The organism is Streptomyces changchenzhani (assembly GCF_039766235.1).
GTDB lineage: Bacteria > Actinomycetota > Actinomycetes > Streptomycetales > Streptomycetaceae > Streptomyces.
In genome coordinates this window covers 544,752-561,813 of the sequence record NZ_JBDHNH010000002.1, presented here as the reverse complement: position 1 = coordinate 561,813, position 17,062 = coordinate 544,752, and the positions used below count along the sequence as shown (strand labels likewise).

Here is a 17,062-nt window from a genome sequence, read left to right as displayed (position 1 = left end):
TGTTACGTGAAGGTACCGCCCGGACAGATTGGCCAGGTACCGTAGACCGGGCCCGGACCGGTCCCCTGCCTGCGGCGCGCAGGCCCGCTCGACCTGCGGGCGCGGAGAGTCAAGGAGCAGCAAGGTGTTCAGTGACATAGGCGCACTTGAGCTGGTGACGCTCGTGGTCCTGGCTGTCCTCATCTTCGGCCCGGAGAAACTGCCGAAGCTCATTCAGGACGCCTCGGCCATGATCCGTAAGATCCGTGAGTTCTCCGACAGCGCGAAGAACGACATCCGTTCCGAACTGGGCCCGGAATTCAAGGACTTCGATTTCGAGGACCTCAATCCCAAGACCTTTGTCCGTAAGCAGCTGATGGGCAATGACGACCTGGGTCTTGAAGAGATCCGCAGCAGTTTCGACCTCAAGGGCGAGATGGCCGAGGTCGCGGACGCGGTGCATGGACGCGACAGTGCTTCGTCGGCCAAATCCCCGTCCGATTCGGCCGGCCCGACCTCTTCGTCGAATGGCTCGTCGGGCACTCCCGACCTGCTCAAGAAGCGCGAAAAGCTCGATCAGGGCGAGCGCCCGCCCTTCGACGCAGACGCCACCTGAAGCCTGCCCTTCCGGACGAGTCGCGGTGAGGTGGCTATCCTCCATCTGTCCGGTGGTGAGGACGCCCGAGGGGGGCGGGCCGTGCCGGACGTCGAAGATCGAGGAGGCGGCCGGGTAGATGGAGACCACGAGTCGGGTAGGAGCACAGGGAATTTCCAGTGCGCCCAGCACGTCCACGGCGGAGGGGGTGCCAGCAGCCCGGCGAACGGTCGACGGCTATCTGCGGGCACCTTTCCCCTGGTACGGACTGGACGAGGCGTTCACCGGACCGCGCTGGCTGATGCAGGTCGGCACCGCGGCGGACGGGACCGTGCAGCACGGTTCCACGGGGCACGGCGAAGAGCCGTCGATACGAGCGGACGACGGCCAGGAGAAGGAACGCTTCGCGGTCGTCGTGACCGTAGCCAGCAGCCCTCTGCGGCGCAGCGGCGACGGTACGGGCGTGCTTGAGGCCACTTCGGTCTCCTCGGCCGCCTGGCTGGCCGGCTCGGGCCTGCTGTCCTCGACCTGGCCCGCGCAGCTCGACCACACGCTGCGCGACGACTGGCTGGACCAGCAGACCGAGGCCGCCTTCGAGCTGGCCGACGATCTGTCGGGGCCCGACTGGTCGACGCTGTCGCTGCCGGTGGACGGCGTGCCGACGTCCTTCCACTACCGCGAGTCCGAGTTCGGCTGGGTCCTGGCGGGCTCGGCGGAGGCAGGCGTGCACCTCGGGGCGTACGGACGCGGAATGAGCGCGTACGGTCTGGGCTTCTCGGTGGTCAAGGACATCACGTCGTACGAGTGACAGTGAGATCGCAGAAGTGACCGCACGGGTAAGGGGCGGCTGCCATGGCAGCCGCCCCTTACCCATCTGTTGTACCGGTCGGTCCTCTAGAACTTGTTCCGCGGGGTGATACCCAGCGACATGCCCGACAGGCCGCGCGCGCGGCCGCCCAGCTTGCCCGCGATGGAACGCAGCGCCGCGCCGGCGGGGGATTCGGGGTCGCTCAGCACGATCGGCTTACCCTCGTCGCCGCCCTCGCGCAGGCGTACGTCGATGGGGATGGAGCCCAGCACCGGCACGTGGGCGCCGGTCGTCTTCGTCAGCCCCTCGGCGACCGACTGGCCACCGCCCGTCCCGAAGATGTCGACCATCTCGTCGCAGTGCGGGCAGGGCATGCCCGACATGTTCTCGACGACGCCGACGATCTTCTGGTGGGTCTGTACGGCGATGGAACCGGCCCGCTCGGCGACCTCGGCCGCGGCCTGCTGCGGCGTGGTGACCACGAGGATCTCGGCGTTCGGCACGAGCTGTGCCACCGAGATCGCGATGTCGCCGGTGCCCGGCGGCAGGTCCATCAGGAGGACGTCCAGGTCGCCCCAGTACACGTCCGCGAGGAACTGCTGCAGTGCGCGGTGCAGCATCGGTCCGCGCCACACCACCGGCGCGTTGCCCGGCGTGAACATCCCGATCGAGATGACCTTCACGCCGTGCGCGGACGGCGGCATGATCATGTTCTCGACCTGGGTGGGCCTGGCGTCGGTGCCCAGCATGCGCGGCACGCTGTGCCCGTAGATGTCGGCGTCCACGACGCCGACCTTCAGCCCGTCCGCAGCCATCGCGGCGGCCAGGTTCACCGTCACCGACGACTTGCCGACGCCGCCCTTGCCGGAGGCGACCGCGTACACCCGGGTCAGCGATCCCGGCTGCGCGAAGGGGACCTCCCGCTCGGGGGTGCCGCCGCGCAGCGCGCCCGCGAGCTCCTTGCGCTGCTCGTCGCTCATCACGTCGAGTTCGACGGAGACGCTTGTCACACCCTCGACGCGTTCGACCGCCTCGCGCACGTTATTGGTGATGGTCTCGCGCATCGGGCAGCCGGAGACGGTGAGATAGACGGCGACGGCAACCGCGCCGTCCGCCCCGACCTCCACCGATTTGACCATGCCGAGTTCAGTGATCGGTTTGTGGATCTCGGGGTCGTTCACTGTCGCCAGTGCTTCACGCACCGCGTCTTCCATAGCCATACTGCCGATGGTACGGCGCGCACTCCCGCTCCGGGAAAGCCCCGTCAGCGGTCGCCTTCATCACGCCCGGAAGAGGTCATCGGCGGGAATAGGGTGCGCCGCTCCTCCATCTCCTTGACGAGGTCCTGGAGTTCCGAGCGGATCCAGTCGCGAGTGGCGACTTCGCCGAGGCCCATCCGCAGCGAGGCGATCTCCCGGGTGAGGAACTCCGTGTCGGCGATGGAGCGCTCGCTCTCCTTGCGGTCCTGCTCATGGGTGATCCGGTCCCGGTCGTCCTGGCGGTTCTGCGCGAGGAGGATCAGCGGGGCGGCGTACGACGCCTGGAGGGACAGCATCAGGGTCAGGAAGATGAACGGGTACTGGTCGAAGCGCAGGGCGTCGGGCGCGTAGATGTTCCAGATCACCCACAGGATGATGATCAGGGTCATCCAGACGATGAAGCGCCCGGTGCCCAGGAAACGCGCGATCCTCTCGGAGAACCGGCCGAAAGCCTCCGGGTCGTACTCCGGCAGCAGCCGCTTGCGCGCCGGCCGCGGCTGGTCCAAGCGTACGCGGGAGGCGCGCGGCAGCGCGGTCGCGCCGGTCGTCGTGGACGTCCGGCTGCGCTCCTTGGCGTTGCTGCCACGGTCACTCCCCACGGTCGGCCTCCCCTTCGTGGAATTCCGTCTCGCGCCAGTCCTCGGGCAGCAGATGGTCGAGCACGTCGTCGACGGTCACCGCGCCGAGCAGTGACCCGCTCTTGTCCACGACCGGGGCGGCGACCATGTTGTACGCCGCGAGGTAACTGGTCAGCGCGGGCAGCGGCGTGTTGGGCGCCAGCGGCGGCAGATCGGTGTCGATGAGCGAGCTGACCAGCGTGAACGGCGGGTCCCGCAGCAGCCGTTGGAAGTGGACCATGCCCAGGTACTTTCCGGTGGGCGTCTCGTCGGGCGGCCGGCAGACGTAGACCTGCGCGGCCAGCGCGGGGGAGAGGTCCTGCTGGCGCACGCGCGCGAGGGCGTCGGCCACCGTCGCGTCGGGCCGCAGCACGATCGGCTCGGTCGTCATCAGACCGCCGGCCGTCCGCCCCTCGTACGACAGCAGCCGCCGTACGTCTGCCGCGTCGTCGGGCCGCATCAGTTCGAGGAGGCGCTCCTTGTCCCCCTCCGGCAGCCCGGAGAGCAGGTCGGCGGCGTCGTCCGGGTCCATCGCCTCCAGGACGTCCGCCGCGCGCTCCTCCTTGAGCTTGCCCAGGATCTCCACCTGGTCGTCGTCGGGCAGCTCTTCGAGTACGTCGGCCAGCCGGTCGTCGTCGAGCGCGGCGGCCACCTCGACGCGGCGCTTGGGCGTCAGGTGATGCAGGGCGTTGGCGAGGTCGGCGGGGCGCAACTGCTCGAAGGTGGCCAGGAGGCTCTCCGCGCCCTGTCCGTGCTCTTCCAGCGAGAAGCCGGTCACTGCGGACCACTCGACCGTCAGCGTCTCTCCACGGCGCCGCAGCGCCCCGCTCTTGCCCTTGCGTACGAAGACCTTGTCGATCTCCCAGTCGCGGCGGGCGGGCAGCTGCACGATCGCCACGTCCAGGACCGTCACTTCCTCGTCGCCGTCCACCAGGTTCACCCGGCGGTCGAGGAGTTCGCCGAGGATTAGGCGCTCGGTCGGGCGCTGTTCGAAGCGGCGCATGTTGACCACGCCGGTCGTGATGACCTGGCCCGACTCGATGCCGGTCACCCGGGCCATGGGCAGGAAGATCCGCCGCCGGCTGACGACCTCGACGACCAGTCCGAGCAGCCGCGGCGGCTTGCGGCCGACCCGCAACATCGCCACCAGGTCACGGACCCGGCCCACCTGGTCGCCGGTGGGGTCGAAAACGGCCGTTCCGGCGAGATGCGAGACGAATACGCGGGGGGCGCCGGACGCCATGTGGTGCGCCTCCCTCTGTTCATGGGAATCTTCGTGCGAGTGGTCGGATTCCGGGTTCAGGCTAGCCCGTGCCTGTCCGGGCCGCTTCGGCGGAGCGTCCGGACGGCTCTGCGCGGAGCGACGTAGTCGGCACAGGTACGCTGCCTGCTGCCACCCGGACACCCGCATGAGAGGCAGTGCGCCTGTGACTGCATTTCCCCCGGCCGCCCGAGCCCGTAGGGCCGCACTGCTCGGCGTCGTGTGCGCCGGGCTGGCCGCGGGGCTCACCGCGTGCGGAGAGGACCCGGACGAGGGGACCAACGGGGTGGGCAAGCTCTCCGCCTCGGCCATCGAGGGCCGGGCGCGGGAAGCGGCACGCGACGCGGAGGCGGTCCGGCTGTCCGGCACCGTCGTCAGCAAGGGGCGCTCGTACAAGCTCGACATGCGCCTCAAGAAGGGCGGCGGCACGGGCTCCGTCACCTCCAAGGGCAGCACGTTCGAGCTGCTGCGCATCGATGACGAGCTCTTCATGAAGGCCGGTGCGGCCTTCTGGGACCACGGGAGCGCGCCCTCCAAGTCCGACGATGCGGCCGCGGGCAAGCTGGAGGACAAGTACGTGAAGGTGCCGGACGGCGACCCCGCGTACGACCAGCTGCGCGGCTTCACGGACAAGGACATCCTGCTGGACGGGCTGCTCGGGCTGCACGGCGAGCTGAGCAAGGGCGCGCGCGACGAGGTCGGTGGCATCCGCACGATCCAGGTCAACGGTGGCAAGGGAGCGGGCGGCAAGCTCGCCGTTGCCCTCCAGGGCAGGCCCTATCCGCTCCAACTGGAGCGGGCGGGCGGCGCGGGTGTCGTCAGGCTCGCGGACTGGGACCGGGACTTCGCGCTGGCCGCGCCGGACAAGGACGAGACGGTGGACTACGGGCAGCAGCTTCCTCGGGGGAGTGGCTGAGCGGGCGGGCCGTTGCTCGGTGCGGTGCGGTGCGGGTGGGCGTGGCGGGTGCGGGTGGGCCGCTGCGCGGAGCCTGTCCCCTACCCGCCCCTTCCCACAACTGGGGCTCTGCCCCAGACCCCGGGACGCCCTGCGGGCGTGTCCTCAAACGCCGGACGGGCTGGATTTGCCGGGGTGGGAGAACGCGGGGGGCGGCCCCACGCGCTGGTCCCGGTCCTCGGACTCCCCCATTGCCTTAAGGGCAGGGAAGGGGCCCCCTCGACGGGCTGAGTGTGCCGGGTCGGTTCGCAGCGCGGGTCCGCGCCCCCGGGCGTCAGGTGCCAGACCTTCGGCGGGCCTGATCCGGTGATCGGGGGTCGCTGCCCGTCAGCGCTTCTTGCGCCGTAGCAGCAGCCTCGGCAGTGCCTCCGGGGCCGGCTGGCGGGTTGTTGCGTCCGTGGGGAGCGGGGCCGCCGCCAGTGAGCCGTCCGGCAGGTCCGTCGTCATGCTCCGCGGCTCCAGGCGCAGCACCCGGCACTCGCGGGCCCAGCGCTGCGTCATCACCTCCACGTCGGGCGCGTTCAGCCGCTTGCCCTTGAGCTCCGCGACCGCCGCCTTCCACGACTCCGAGTCCGGCACCTGCTCGGTCACGGCGGCCGTCCAGGCGACGAGCCGGCCGCCCTTGTCCTTGCTGCGTACGGTCACCTCGGCGCTCTGCCCGTCGACGAGCCCGGGAAAGGGCTGCTCACCGGGGCCGTCACCGACGACGTACACACCGCCCTCGTGCCATACGTGCCAGAGCGCGCGGGCCGGTCCGGTGCCCTGCACCCAGATGAGCCCGGACTTCTTGGTGGCCTCCTCGACGAGGGCCTGGTCGAGCAAGGTCTGCGTCATGGGCCGAAGCCTAACTTGGGCTTCGACGCCCTAGGGGAGGACGGGAGGGACGCGAGGGGACAGTTCCGTTTATGCGGAACGCACCTTACCGTGTGCCTGTGTCCGCAACCACCCGCCGCACCGGCGCCCGATCCACCACGCCCGGCACCGAGCCCGGCCCCACGTCCGCCCCGATACCCGGGCCGCACACCGCGCCCCGTATCGATGTCGTGCTGCTCGGCGTCGCCGTCGCGAGCGTCTCGTTCTCGGCGCCGCTCATCGCCGCGACCGCCGCCCCCGCGCTGGCCATCGCCTTCTGGCGCAACGCCATGGCGGTCGGCGTACTGACCCCCGTGGCGCTGCTCAAGCACCGCGCCGGCCTGCGCCACTTCGGGCGCAGGCCGCTGCTCCTCGCCCTCTCCGCCGGGGCGCTCCTCGCGCTGCACTTCGGGCTCTGGCTGCCCAGCCTGCGGATGACGTCGGTCGCCTCGTCGACCGCGCTCTGCACGACCACCCCGATCTGGACGACGCTGCTGCTGCGCATGCGGGGCCACCGGCCGCCCCGCATGGTGTGGGCCGGGACCCTGCTCGCCGTGGCCGGCGTGGTCATCCTCACCGGGGTCGACCTGACGCTGTCGCCGCGCGCCCTGGCGGGCGACGCGCTCGCGCTCGGCGGTGGCATCGCGGCCGCCGGGTACGTGCTGCTCGGGGCCGAGGTGCGGCGCACCGCGAGCACGACGGCGTACACCTTCATCTGCTACTCGACGACCGCCCTGATCCTGCTCGGTGTCTGTCTCGCCTCGGGCGTCGAGCTCGGCGGTTACGACGCGACGACCTGGGTCCAGCTGGCCGCGCTGACCGCCGTCGCGCAGCTGCTCGGCCACTCGCTCTTCAACCGCGTCGTCGCCACCCTCGGCCCGTCCGTCACCTCGACGGCGATCCTCCTGGAGACGCCGGGCGCGGCCCTGATCGCCGCCCTCTGGCTGGGGCAGCAGCCACCGGTGGCCGCCTACCCCGCCCTGTTGGTGATCATGGCCGGCCTGGCGCTGGTCGTCAGAGCCAGCCGTTCCGCTTGAGGGTGCGGTGGATGCCGAAGCAGACGACCGCGATGCTGACGAGGACGAGCTGATATCCGTACTGCCACTTCAGCTCCGGCATGTGCTCGAAGTTCATCCCGTAGACCCCGCAGATCATCGTCGGTACGGCGATGATCGCCGCCCAGGACGTGATCTTCCGCATGTCCGCGTTCTGCGCGACCGTCGCCTGCGCGAGGTTGGCCTGGAGGATCGAGTTCAGCAACTCGTCGAAGCCGATGACCTCTTCGTGCACGCGCGCGAGGTGGTCGGCGACGTCGCGGAAGTACTTCTGGATGTCCGGGTCGATCAGCCGCATCGGCCGCTCGCTGAGCTGCTGCATCGGCCGCAGCAGCGGCGAGACGGCCCGCTTGAACTCCAGCACCTCGCGCTTGAGCTGGTAGATCCGCCCCGCGTCCGAGCCGCGCGGGCCCCGCTTGTCGTGCGCCGAGAAGACATCGATCTCGACCTCGTCGATGTCGTCCTGCATGGCGGCGGCGACCGCGATGTACCCGTCGACGACATGGTCGGCGATCGAGTGCAGTACCGACGACGGCCCTTTGGCGAGCAGCTCGGGGTCGTCCTGGAGGCGGTGGCGCAGCGCGCGCAGTGAACCCTTGCCGCCGTGCCGCACGGTGATCACGAAGTCCTGGCCGGTGAAGCACATCACCTCGCCGGTCTCCACGACCTCGCTGGTGGCGGTCAGTTCGGCGTGATCGACGTAGTGGATCGTCTTGAAGACGGTGAAGAGGGTGTCGTCGTACCGCTCCAGTTTGGGCCGCTGGTGCGCGTGTACGGCGTCCTCCACAGCCAGCGGGTGCAGCCCGAACTCGGCCGCGATACCGGCGAATTCAGCCTCGGTCGGCTCGTGCAGACCGATCCAGGCGAAGCCGCCGCCCTCCCGGACGCGGGTCATCGCCTCGTGCGGGGTGAGGTGCTCGGCGCCCCTGACCCGCCGTCCGTCGCGGTAGACCGCGCAGTCGACGACCGCGCTGCTGGCGGACGGGTCACGGGTGGCGTCGTAGTTGCTGTAGACAACGCTGCTCTTGCGCAGCGAGGGGCGGACTGCTGCGCGCAGGTCACGGATCATCGACATGGCGGGCTCCTTCACGGAGAAGCCGTCTGCGAGGCGTGGCGCGGCCCGGAATGGAGACGTTCGGGCCACGGCGTCGGGGCTCCGTACGTCGGCAAAGCGGGCGGCACCGCAGGGACGCGATGACGGCGTTCGCTCAGACACGGATCAGGCAAAAAAGAAGTGCTCTTCCGTCGCGCGAAATACCGTGCGCCCCAGAGGTTTCACCGGTTGTCGGCCGGGTACGAGGGGCTTCAGGCCACGGGGAATGCGGGCTGTACGGAAGAGCGATTGGTACTACCGGGTCGACTTCGATGCACCGCAGCCCCACCTCCTCCAGCCGGTCCCCCTTGAGGGACGACGTGACGTCCGGGCTCGAAAGCCACGCTTCTGCGTGCTGCCCTGACCAGCGGCCCAGACTATCAGCCCACTGATGTGTCAAGTCCTCCCTTTGCACGTTCCGTACGCGCCCCCGCGCCCGCCTCCACGCCCCTGCGCAGGTCACTCGGGTCGCGGCCCGGTGCGACTGCCCGGCCCCTGGGCGCGCGTCCTATGCTCGCGGCATGGGAGATGTTCTTGCGCTGGTGGAAGCTCGGTTGCGTACGGCTCTGGGCGAACCGGACGCGCGCGCCGCGGTCACGTTCCTCGGTACGGACCGCGTCGAGGTGCTGCGCTTCGTGGACGGCGACATCGTGCGCTACGCCACCCTCGGCATGTCCGCCGCGCCGATGGCCGACCCGACCGCGGCGCTCGCCGATCCGCTGACCGGGCCGCGCGCCGAGCTGGTCCTGTCGGTACGGGCCGGGGCGGCCGACACCGACAAGGTGCTGCGCCCGCTCGCGGTCCTGGCCGCCTCGCCGCAGGTCGAGGGCGTGGTGGTGGCCTCGGGCGCCTCGCTCGACGTGGGTGAACCGCTGTGGCCGGGGGCGCCGTTCAGCTCGGTGCTCGTCGCGGAGTCCGGCGGCCTGATCGAGGACCTGGAGCTGGACGGACCGATGGACCCCGTGCGGTTCCTGCCGGTGCTGCCGATGACGCCGAACGAGGCGGCGTGGAAGCGGGTCAAGGGTGCGCAGGAGCTCCAGGAGCGCTGGCTGTCGCACGGTACGGACCTGCGCGACCCGCTGCGCACGTCCGTACCGCTGGACTGAGCCCCCCTCGGCGGGCTGGAGATGAAGTCGGTGACCAGCATCGCGACCGGGGTGATCAGGAAGTGCGACGTGAAGAGCACTTCCACTTCCCCGCTCTCCCACTTCCCCGCTCTCCCGCTAGATCGATGCGATATACACAGAATGAGTTAGGGACTCTAATGAATGTAAGTCGCATCTAGTTTTGGCCGGTGAGGCGCGTTCCGGAGGGGTGATCTTCCTTGACGCGGGGACGACCGAAGAGGACCGTTGGGGCCTATGAGGGGCGAACCCAGTTGCCCGAAGTGTGGTGGCCGGGTCAGGGCGCCCGGTCTCTTTGCCGACTCCTGGCAGTGTGCTGTGCACGGCGTCGTGCACCCGCTGCAGCCTGTGATCCCACCAAGCGTCGAGGCACTCAACGTCGCGGTGCAGCGCGCCCAGGTCCCCGTGTGGATGCCCTGGCCACTGCCGGTGGGCTGGCTGTTCACCGGCGTGACCTGCGCGGGCGACGACCGCAGCGGCGCGCGGGCCACCGCGGTCGCCTCCTCGGGACCCGGACCGCTCGGGGGCACGGGCGAGCTGCTGCTGGTCGCCGAGGAGCTCGGAGTCGGCCTCGGGGCGCGTTATGCGGGCATTGAGGGCCCGGACCCCGGTGCGTACATGAGGCTGGACCACCCGCCGCAGGCCAAGGTCCTCGCGGCCGGCCGGCCCACCCCCCTGTGGCATGTCTCCGGGGTGCCCGACGACCGCGCGGTGTTCGCCGGGGAGGCCCGTGGGCTGTGGCTGTGGGCGATCGTCTGGCCCGAACAGTCGGGGCTGATGATGTACGACGAGCTGGTGCTGACCGACCTGCGCGACGCGGGCGCCGAGGTGGAACTGGTGCCGTGCGGGGCGCTGTCGCAGCGCATCCTGTCCTGACCTGCCGGATGCCGCCGGACGCTGCCGGACCGTCCGGGCTCCGCGGCGCCGGCTGTACGTCACCGGGCAACTGCCGGTCGGCCGGGCAGGGGTCCGCCGGACCGCCGTTAGACTTCGACCGTCCCCCTGTCCAGCCGAGCCCCGGAGTCACGCGTCGTGCGCATCGACCTGCACACCCACTCCACGGCGTCGGACGGCACGGACACCCCCGCCGAGCTGGTGCGCAACGCCGCCGCCGCCGGTCTTGACGTCGTGGCGCTCACCGACCACGACTCGACGCGCGGACACGCCGAGGCGATCGCCGCGCTCCCCGCCTCCGTGACCCTCGTCACCGGCGCGGAGCTCTCCTGCCGCGTCGACGGCATCGGGCTGCACATGCTGGCGTACCTCTTCGACCCCGCCGAGCCGGACCTGGCGAGCGAGATGGAGCTGGTACGCGACGACCGGGTGCCCCGCGCCCGGGGGATGGTCGGCAAGCTCCAGGAGCTGGGCGTGCCCATCGAGTGGGACCAGGTGGCCCGTATCGCGGGAGACGGCTCGATCGGCCGCCCGCACATCGCTTCCGCGCTCGTCGAGCTCGGTGTCGTCGAGACCGTCTCCGACGCCTTCACGTCCAACTGGCTCGCCAATGACGGACGTTGTTACGTCGACAAGCACGAGCTCGACCCCTTCGACGCGATCCGCCTGGTCAAGGCGGCAGGCGGCGTCACCGTCTTCGCACACCCCGGCGCCGCCAGGCGCGGCCACACGGTCCCCGAGAGCGCGATAGCCGAACTGGCCGCCGTCGGCCTCGACGGGATCGAGGTCGACCACATGGACCACGACGCGCCCACCCGCGCCCGGCTGCGTGCGCTCGCGGCCGATCTCGGTCTGCTCGTCACCGGGTCCAGCGACTACCACGGCAGTCGCAAGACCGTACGGCTCGGGGAGTCGACCACCGACCCCGAGATCTACGGCGAGATCACCCGGCGCTCCACCGGCGCGTTCCCGGTGCCCGGCGCGGGCGGAAGCCCCCGCCGGTAGCGGATCCCCGCGCTCCAGAGGGACCCCTCCACCGCCGCGCCACCCCTCCTCCGTACGACCCTCTTCTCGCAAGGCCACACTGTGCTCGACTTTGCCGTCTTCGGATCCCTCTTTCTCACACTTTTCGTGATCATGGACCCCCCTGGAATCACGCCAATCTTCCTCGGTCTGACCTCGGGCCGTCCCGCCAAGGTGCAGCGCCGGATGGCCTGGCAGGCGGTCGCCGTCGCCTTTGGCGTCATCGCCGTCTTCGGCGTCCTCGGCCAGCAGATCCTCGACTACCTGCATGTCTCCGTCCCGGCGCTGATGATCGCGGGCGGTCTGCTCCTGCTGCTCATCGCGCTCGACCTGCTCACCGGCAAGAACGACGAGCCGACGCAGACCAAAGACGTCAATGTCGCGCTCGTACCGCTGGGCATGCCGCTGCTCGCGGGTCCCGGTGCGATCGTCTCGGTGATCCTGGCGGTGCAGCACGCCGACAGCGTCAAGTCGCAGATCTCGGTATGGGCCGCGATCGTGGCGATGCACGTCGTCCTGTGGGTGACCATGCGCTACTCGCTGGTGATCATCCGCGTGATCAAGGACGGCGGTGTGGTCCTGGTGACCAGGCTCGCCGGCATGATGCTCTCCGCGATCGCCGTGCAGCAGATCATCAACGGCGTGACCCAGGTCATCCGGAACGGCTGACCGAGAGGTCTGGTGGCCACCGGGTCCGGTCGCCACCGGATCTCGTCGCCACCGGGTCCGGTCGCGACGCACGAGCGCCCCCGTACACATGAGTACGGGGGCGCTTCACTTACTTCTTCACATCAAATCGTCTTCACGACTCGTCGTCATCAACTCGTCAACTCGAACAGCGAATGCGTCGGGTATTACGAGGCCGAGTTTTCGGCCGGACGGATGTAGATGCGCTGGCCGACAGCTGCGGCCTGCTGCACCATCCGGTTGACGGAAGCGGCGTCCACGACTGTGCTGTCAACGGCGGAACCGTCGACGTCGTCCAGTCGCATGATCTCGAAGCGCATGGCTTCTCCCTTCGTCTGATCCTCCGGTGACGGAGAACTGTGGTGAGTGGATCGCATGGCTGGAGTGCCCCGCGTTCCTGTGGGTACAACGGGGTGCACCGTGCAATCATTCCCTAAGCTAAAGAAAACTTTCGTCTATCTAAATACCTGCTGGTGGGCGGATCGGTTGTGCCGTCTCGGCCGCGCCACGGACAATGGGATCCGTATGGACGACGCACAGCCTTCGGGCCCCACCGAACTCGCCAGGATCAGTGCCCGCCTGGACCGCACCAATGAGCTGCTCCACCGCATGATCGCCGAGGTTTCGAAGACCCCCTCCACCCACGCGATCTTTGTCGACGCCGGATACGTCTACGCGGCGGCCGGGCTGCTGGTGACCGGGACCGAGGACCGCAGGTCCTTCGATCTCGACGCGGAAGGGATCATCGAGGCCTTCATCGACAAGGCGCGCACGATCTTCGCGGACAGCCGACTGCTGCGTGTCTATTGGTACGACGGAGCCAGGCGCCGTACTCACACCACCGAGCAGCAATCCATCGCCGAGCTGCCGGACGTCAAGGTCCGTCTCGGCAACCTCAACGCCAACAATCAGCAGAAGGGCGTCGACTCCCTGATCCGTACGGACCTGGAATCGCTCGCCAGACACCGGGCCATCAGCGACGCCGCGCTCGTCGGCGGCGACGAGGACCTGGTCTCCGCGGTCGAGGCGGCACAGGGGTACGGCGCACGCGTCCACCTGTGGGGCATCGAGGCCGGGGAGGGCCGCAACCAGGCCGAACCGCTGCTCTGGGAGGTCGACAGCCAACGCACGTTCGAGCTCGACTTCTGCCAGCCGTACGTCACCCGGCGCCCGGTCACGACGTACGAGAACGAGGGCACCCCGCGGCCCTCCCGCGAGAGCGTCCGTTTCATCGGCGCGCAGATCGCCGCGACATGGCTGGGGGAGCGGGGCAGGGAGTCGCTGGCCGACCTGCTGCCCGGACACCCGTATCTGCCGGGATCCGTCGACCAGGAGCTGCTCGTCGAGGCGGAGCGGCTGCTCCAGCGGTCGCTGCGAGGGCACGCGGATCTGCGGCGGGCGCTGCGGGACGGGTTCTGGCAGCACCTTCAGGCGCAGTACTGAGCGTCTTCCCGCGCTCTGTCGGCGCAGGATGTCCCAGAAGTCAGCGCAGTACGTCCCAGAAGTCGGCCAGGGCTTTCGCGGTCTGCTCGGGCCGGTCCGTGTTCGGGGAGTGTTCCGCGCCCTCGATCACCGTCCGGCGCGCGGCCAGCCGCTCGGCCATGTCGTCGATCACCGGCACCGGCCAGGTGTCGTCGGCCGCCCCTGAGACCACGTGCAGCGGCAGCCCCGCGGCGGCGAGCTCGGCCACCCGGTCGGGCTCGCCCCTCAGCTGCCTGCCGGTGGCGACGAGCTGCGCGGGGCTGTGCCGCAGCCAGCGTGCCCGCAGGGCCGGTCCGTCGGTGTCGGTGTCTTCCGGCTCCTCGGGCGTGGAGGTCGCCTGCATCGCCTCCCACACCTGAGCCATGGACATGACGGTCAGTGCCTCCGTCAGCAGCTGCACCTTCTGCTGCTGCGACGGTGCGATTTCGGCGGGCCCGGACGACATGAGCGTGAGCGACACGAACGGTGTCGGGTCGAGCAGCACCGCCGCGCGCGCGATCTGACCGCCGAGCGAGTGCCCGACCAGGTGTACGGGGATGCCCACTGCCTCGGCCTGCGCGAGCACATCCCGGGCCAACTCGCCCTGGGAGTACGCCTCCTGGGACTCCGGGCCGTCGGACTCGTACTGCCCGCGCCCGTCCACCGCGAGGATCCGGTAGCCAGCCGCCGCGAGTGGCAGCAGCATCGCGATGAAGTCTTCCTTGCTTCCGGTGAACCCGGGGAGCAACAGCGCGGTGCCCTTGGGCTCCGCCTCCGCCGGCTCGGCTTCGAGCGCGGCGAACACCCCGCGCGTCGTGCGCAGGGGGAGGGCTCGGGTACCGGGGGGCGGGGTGAAAGTGGGCGGCCTGCTCATGCGACGAGGCTAACGCGTACGGGCGGCGCGGCGCCCTGCGGGGCGCGGTGCTGGGTGCGGGCGGCTTGGTGCGCGGCGCGGAACTCGGCCCTGGCCACCGCGCCTCGTGCTCAGGGCCCCGGCCCCGGAGCCTTCCGGTCGCCCTCCGCGCCACCCGGCTCGCTATCCCGCGCCGGACCACATGCCGATGGCCCGGCTCCCCCTGCGGGGAACCGGGCCATCGGCGGAGAGCTGCGATCAGCCTTCGGGCTGGGCGGCTGCGGCGCGGGTGCGGCGGCGCGGCTTGGTGGCCGGCTCCGTCACCTCGACCGCGGGTGCCTCCGTGACCTCGGCCTTGGCCGCGCGGCTGCGCCGACGGGGCTTGGTCTCCGGCTCGGCGGCCTCCGTGGCTTCGACCGCGGGTGCCTCCGTGACCTCGGCCTTGGCCGCGCGGGTGCGGCGGCGGGGCTTGGTGGCCGGCTCGGCGGCTTCCGTGGCTTCGGCGGCGGGTGCGTCCGTGACCTCGGCCTTTGTCGCGCGGGTGCGGCGGCGGGGCTTGGTGGCCGGCTCGGCGGTCTCTGTGGCTTCGGCGGCGGGTGCCTCCGTGACCTCGGCCTTGGCTGCACGGGTGCGGCGGCGCGGCTTCGCCTCGGCGGCGGCCTCCGCCTCCGCCACGATGCCTTCGGCCTCGGCAACGACCTCGACGGCGTCGGCCGACTTGCCACGCGTACAGCGACGCGGCTGCGTCGGTGCCTCGGTCTCGGCGACCGGTGCCTCAGCCACGGCGACCGCGGCCTGGGCCGGCTCCGGGGCGACCGCGACCGCGTCGGCGACGCGGGCACGGCGACGACGGCGCGGCGTGCGCACCTCGGCGGCGGCCTCGGACGAACCGGGTGCCTCGGTGACCGGAGTCACCGGAGCCGCGTTGGCTGCTGCCTCTTCGGCGGAGAGCGGCGTGCCGTTACGGGTACGGCGCCGCTGACGCGGCGTACGGGTGCGCGCGGGGCGCTCCTCCGTGACGACCGGCGCGGCGGCGGCCTGTGGGGACTTGCGGCCGCGGCCACCCGTCTCGCCCAGGTCCTCGACCTGCTCGGCGCGCAGACCCGCACGGGTCCGCTCGCCCCGGGGCAGCGTGCCCTTCGTACCGGCCGGGATGCCCAGGATCTCGAACAGGTGGGCCGAGGTGGAGTACGTCTCCTCCGGCTCGTCGAACGGGAGGTCCAGCGCCTTGTTGATGAGCTTCCAGCGCGGGATGTCGTCCCAGTCGACCAGCGTGATCGCGATGCCCTTGGCACCCGCGCGGCCGGTGCGGCCGACGCGGTGGAGGTACGTCTTCTCGTCCTCAGGCGACTGGTAGTTGATGACGTGCGTGACGCCCTCGACGTCGATGCCGCGGGCGGCGACGTCGGTGCAGACGAGCACGTCGACCTTGCCGTTGCGGAAGGCGCGCAGGGCCTGCTCGCGCGCCCCCTGCCCGAGGTCGCCGTGGACCGCGCCGGAGGCGAAGCCGCGCTTTTCGAGCTGCTCGGCGATGTCGGCCGCGGTGCGCTTCGTACGGCAGAAGATCATCGCGAGCCCGCGGCCGTCGGCCTGGAGGATGCGGGAGACGAGCTCCGGCTTGTCCATGTTGTGGGCGCGGAAGATGTGCTGCGTGATGTTGGCGACAGTCGCGCCCTCGTCGTCGGGCGAGGTGGCGCTGATGTGCGTCGGCTGCGTCATGTAGCGGCGGGCGAGGCTGATGACGGCGCCCGGCATGGTCGCCGAGAACAGCATCATCTGGCGCTTCGCCGGCAGCATGTTCATGATGCGCTCGACGTCGGGCAGGAAGCCCAGGTCGAGCATCTCGTCGGCCTCGTCGAGGACCAGCGAGCGGACGTGCGACAGGTCGAGCTTCTTCTGGCCCGCGAGGTCGAGCAGACGCCCGGGGGTGCCGACGACGATGTCGACGCCCTTCTTGAGCGCCTCGACCTGCGGCTCGTACGCGCGGCCGCCGTAAATGGCGAGCACGCGCACGTTACGGACCTTGCCGGCGGTCAGTAGGTCGTTGGTGACCTGCTGGCACAGCTCACGGGTGGGGACGACGACCAGTGCCTGGGGAGCCTCGGTCAGCTTCTCGGGCTTGGCCCGGCCTGCCTCGACGTCCGCGGGGACGGTGACGCGCTCAAGCAGCGGAAGGCCGAAGCCGAGCGTCTTGCCGGTGCCGGTCTTGGCCTGGCCAATGATGTCGCTGCCGGAGAGCGCTACGGGGAGCGTCATCTCCTGGATGGGGAACGGGGACACGATGCCGACTGCCTCAAGGGCTTCGGCCGTCTCGGTAAGGATCCCGAGGTCTCGGAACGTAGTCAGGGTGCTGCCTCTTCTGTGAGACGCGACTAGAGGCGAACGAAGGGGGTCGTACCGCGCCGATTTCATCCGGACCAGAAGGGCCGGGTGGCGCGGGACCACGTGCCATCGCTCAAGCGCTCGTGCCGCTGAGGGGGACCCTCATGTGCGGTCGTACGCTTTCGCACGACTCACGGGGAGGGCTGTCGGGTCGGAGCCGATCG

17 protein-coding genes are annotated in these 17,062 nt (G+C 70.3%); 9 read left to right on the top strand and 8 right to left on the bottom strand.

Annotated features, from left to right (window positions below; genetic code table 11):
• The first annotated feature begins 124 nt into the window (after positions 1–124).
• Positions 125–595 carry a sec-independent translocase gene (locus ABCR94_RS10750; RefSeq protein WP_347118980.1) on the top strand — a complete coding sequence of 157 codons (471 nt, stop codon included), beginning with the start codon at positions 125–127 and terminating at the stop codon, positions 593–595.
• A 118-nt stretch (positions 596–713) separates the two neighbouring features.
• A complete protein-coding gene (locus ABCR94_RS10745; RefSeq protein ID WP_347118979.1) occupies positions 714–1,382 on the top strand; it encodes a hypothetical protein in 669 nt (222 codons plus the stop codon).
• Between the two features lie 86 nt (positions 1,383–1,468).
• Here ABCR94_RS10745 and ABCR94_RS10740 read toward each other — a convergent pair whose 3' ends face one another.
• The 3 genes from ABCR94_RS10740 to ABCR94_RS10730 are packed head-to-tail and all read right to left on the bottom strand — an operon-like array spanning position 1,469 to position 4,501.
• Complete coding sequence (locus ABCR94_RS10740; RefSeq protein ID WP_347118978.1) at positions 1,469–2,602, bottom strand: Mrp/NBP35 family ATP-binding protein; 1,134 nt, start codon at positions 2,600–2,602, stop codon at positions 1,469–1,471.
• A 44-nt stretch (positions 2,603–2,646) separates the two neighbouring features.
• Entirely contained in the window at positions 2,647–3,240 is a 594-nt protein-coding gene (locus ABCR94_RS10735) for a DUF1003 domain-containing protein (RefSeq protein WP_347118977.1), read from the bottom strand.
• Positions 3,230–4,501, bottom strand: coding sequence for a magnesium transporter MgtE N-terminal domain-containing protein (locus ABCR94_RS10730; protein WP_347118976.1), 1,272 nt, complete (start codon positions 4,499–4,501; stop codon positions 3,230–3,232). The genes ABCR94_RS10735 and ABCR94_RS10730 overlap by 11 nt, the downstream gene beginning before the upstream one ends.
• Positions 4,502–4,685: 184 nt before the next feature.
• Here ABCR94_RS10730 and ABCR94_RS10725 point away from each other — a divergent pair, with 184 nt between their 5' ends.
• Complete coding sequence (locus ABCR94_RS10725) at positions 4,686–5,435, top strand: hypothetical protein (protein ID WP_347118975.1); 750 nt, start codon at positions 4,686–4,688, stop codon at positions 5,433–5,435.
• 366 nt (positions 5,436–5,801) lie between these two features.
• Here the strand turns inward: ABCR94_RS10725 and ABCR94_RS10720 are convergent, their stop codons facing one another.
• Positions 5,802–6,308 carry a hypothetical protein gene (locus ABCR94_RS10720; protein WP_347118974.1) on the bottom strand — a complete coding sequence of 169 codons (507 nt, stop codon included), beginning with the start codon at positions 6,306–6,308 and terminating at the stop codon, positions 5,802–5,804.
• 71 nt (positions 6,309–6,379) lie between these two features.
• Here ABCR94_RS10720 and ABCR94_RS10715 point away from each other — a divergent pair, with 71 nt between their 5' ends.
• Complete coding sequence (locus tag ABCR94_RS10715) at positions 6,380–7,363, top strand: DMT family transporter (protein ID WP_521976672.1); 984 nt, start codon at positions 6,380–6,382, stop codon at positions 7,361–7,363.
• Here ABCR94_RS10715 and ABCR94_RS10710 read toward each other — a convergent pair.
• Positions 7,341–8,456, bottom strand: coding sequence for a magnesium and cobalt transport protein CorA (locus tag ABCR94_RS10710; protein ID WP_347118972.1), 1,116 nt, complete (start codon positions 8,454–8,456; stop codon positions 7,341–7,343). The genes ABCR94_RS10715 and ABCR94_RS10710 overlap by 23 nt on opposite strands.
• Positions 8,457–8,995: 539 nt before the next feature.
• Between ABCR94_RS10710 and ABCR94_RS10705 the strand changes: the two genes are divergently transcribed.
• From ABCR94_RS10705 to ABCR94_RS10690, 4 genes are all read left to right on the top strand, one after another.
• Positions 8,996–9,580, top strand: a complete 585-nt coding sequence (locus ABCR94_RS10705; protein ID WP_347118971.1) for a suppressor of fused domain protein — start codon at positions 8,996–8,998, stop codon at positions 9,578–9,580.
• 255 nt (positions 9,581–9,835) lie between these two features.
• Positions 9,836–10,474, top strand: coding sequence for a DUF6758 family protein (locus ABCR94_RS10700; protein WP_347118970.1), 639 nt, complete (start codon positions 9,836–9,838; stop codon positions 10,472–10,474).
• A 156-nt stretch (positions 10,475–10,630) separates the two neighbouring features.
• Positions 10,631–11,497, top strand: a complete 867-nt coding sequence (locus tag ABCR94_RS10695; RefSeq protein ID WP_347118969.1) for a PHP domain-containing protein — start codon at positions 10,631–10,633, stop codon at positions 11,495–11,497.
• 81 nt (positions 11,498–11,578) lie between these two features.
• Complete coding sequence (locus tag ABCR94_RS10690; RefSeq protein ID WP_347118968.1) at positions 11,579–12,184, top strand: MarC family protein; 606 nt, start codon at positions 11,579–11,581, stop codon at positions 12,182–12,184.
• Positions 12,185–12,369: 185 nt separating this feature from the next.
• Here ABCR94_RS10690 and ABCR94_RS10685 read toward each other — a convergent pair whose 3' ends face one another.
• Positions 12,370–12,522: a DUF8834 family protein gene (locus ABCR94_RS10685; protein ID WP_347118967.1), complete on the bottom strand. Its 153-nt coding sequence runs from the start codon at positions 12,520–12,522 to the stop codon at positions 12,370–12,372.
• A gap of 205 nt (positions 12,523–12,727) precedes the next feature.
• On the opposite strand from ABCR94_RS10685, the gene ABCR94_RS10680 reads away from it, so the two are divergent.
• The gene (locus ABCR94_RS10680; RefSeq protein WP_347118966.1) at positions 12,728–13,645 is read left to right on the top strand and encodes an NYN domain-containing protein; all 918 of its coding nucleotides are present in this window, start codon (positions 12,728–12,730) and stop codon (positions 13,643–13,645) included.
• 40 nt (positions 13,646–13,685) lie between these two features.
• Here the strand turns inward: ABCR94_RS10680 and ABCR94_RS10675 are convergent, their stop codons facing one another.
• A complete protein-coding gene (locus ABCR94_RS10675; RefSeq protein WP_347118965.1) occupies positions 13,686–14,537 on the bottom strand; it encodes an alpha/beta fold hydrolase in 852 nt (283 codons plus the stop codon).
• 237 nt (positions 14,538–14,774) lie between these two features.
• On the bottom strand, positions 14,775–16,928 hold the full coding sequence (locus ABCR94_RS10670) for a DEAD/DEAH box helicase (protein WP_347118964.1): 2,154 nt from the start codon (positions 16,926–16,928) through the stop codon (positions 14,775–14,777).
• Positions 16,929–17,062 lie beyond the last annotated feature (134 nt).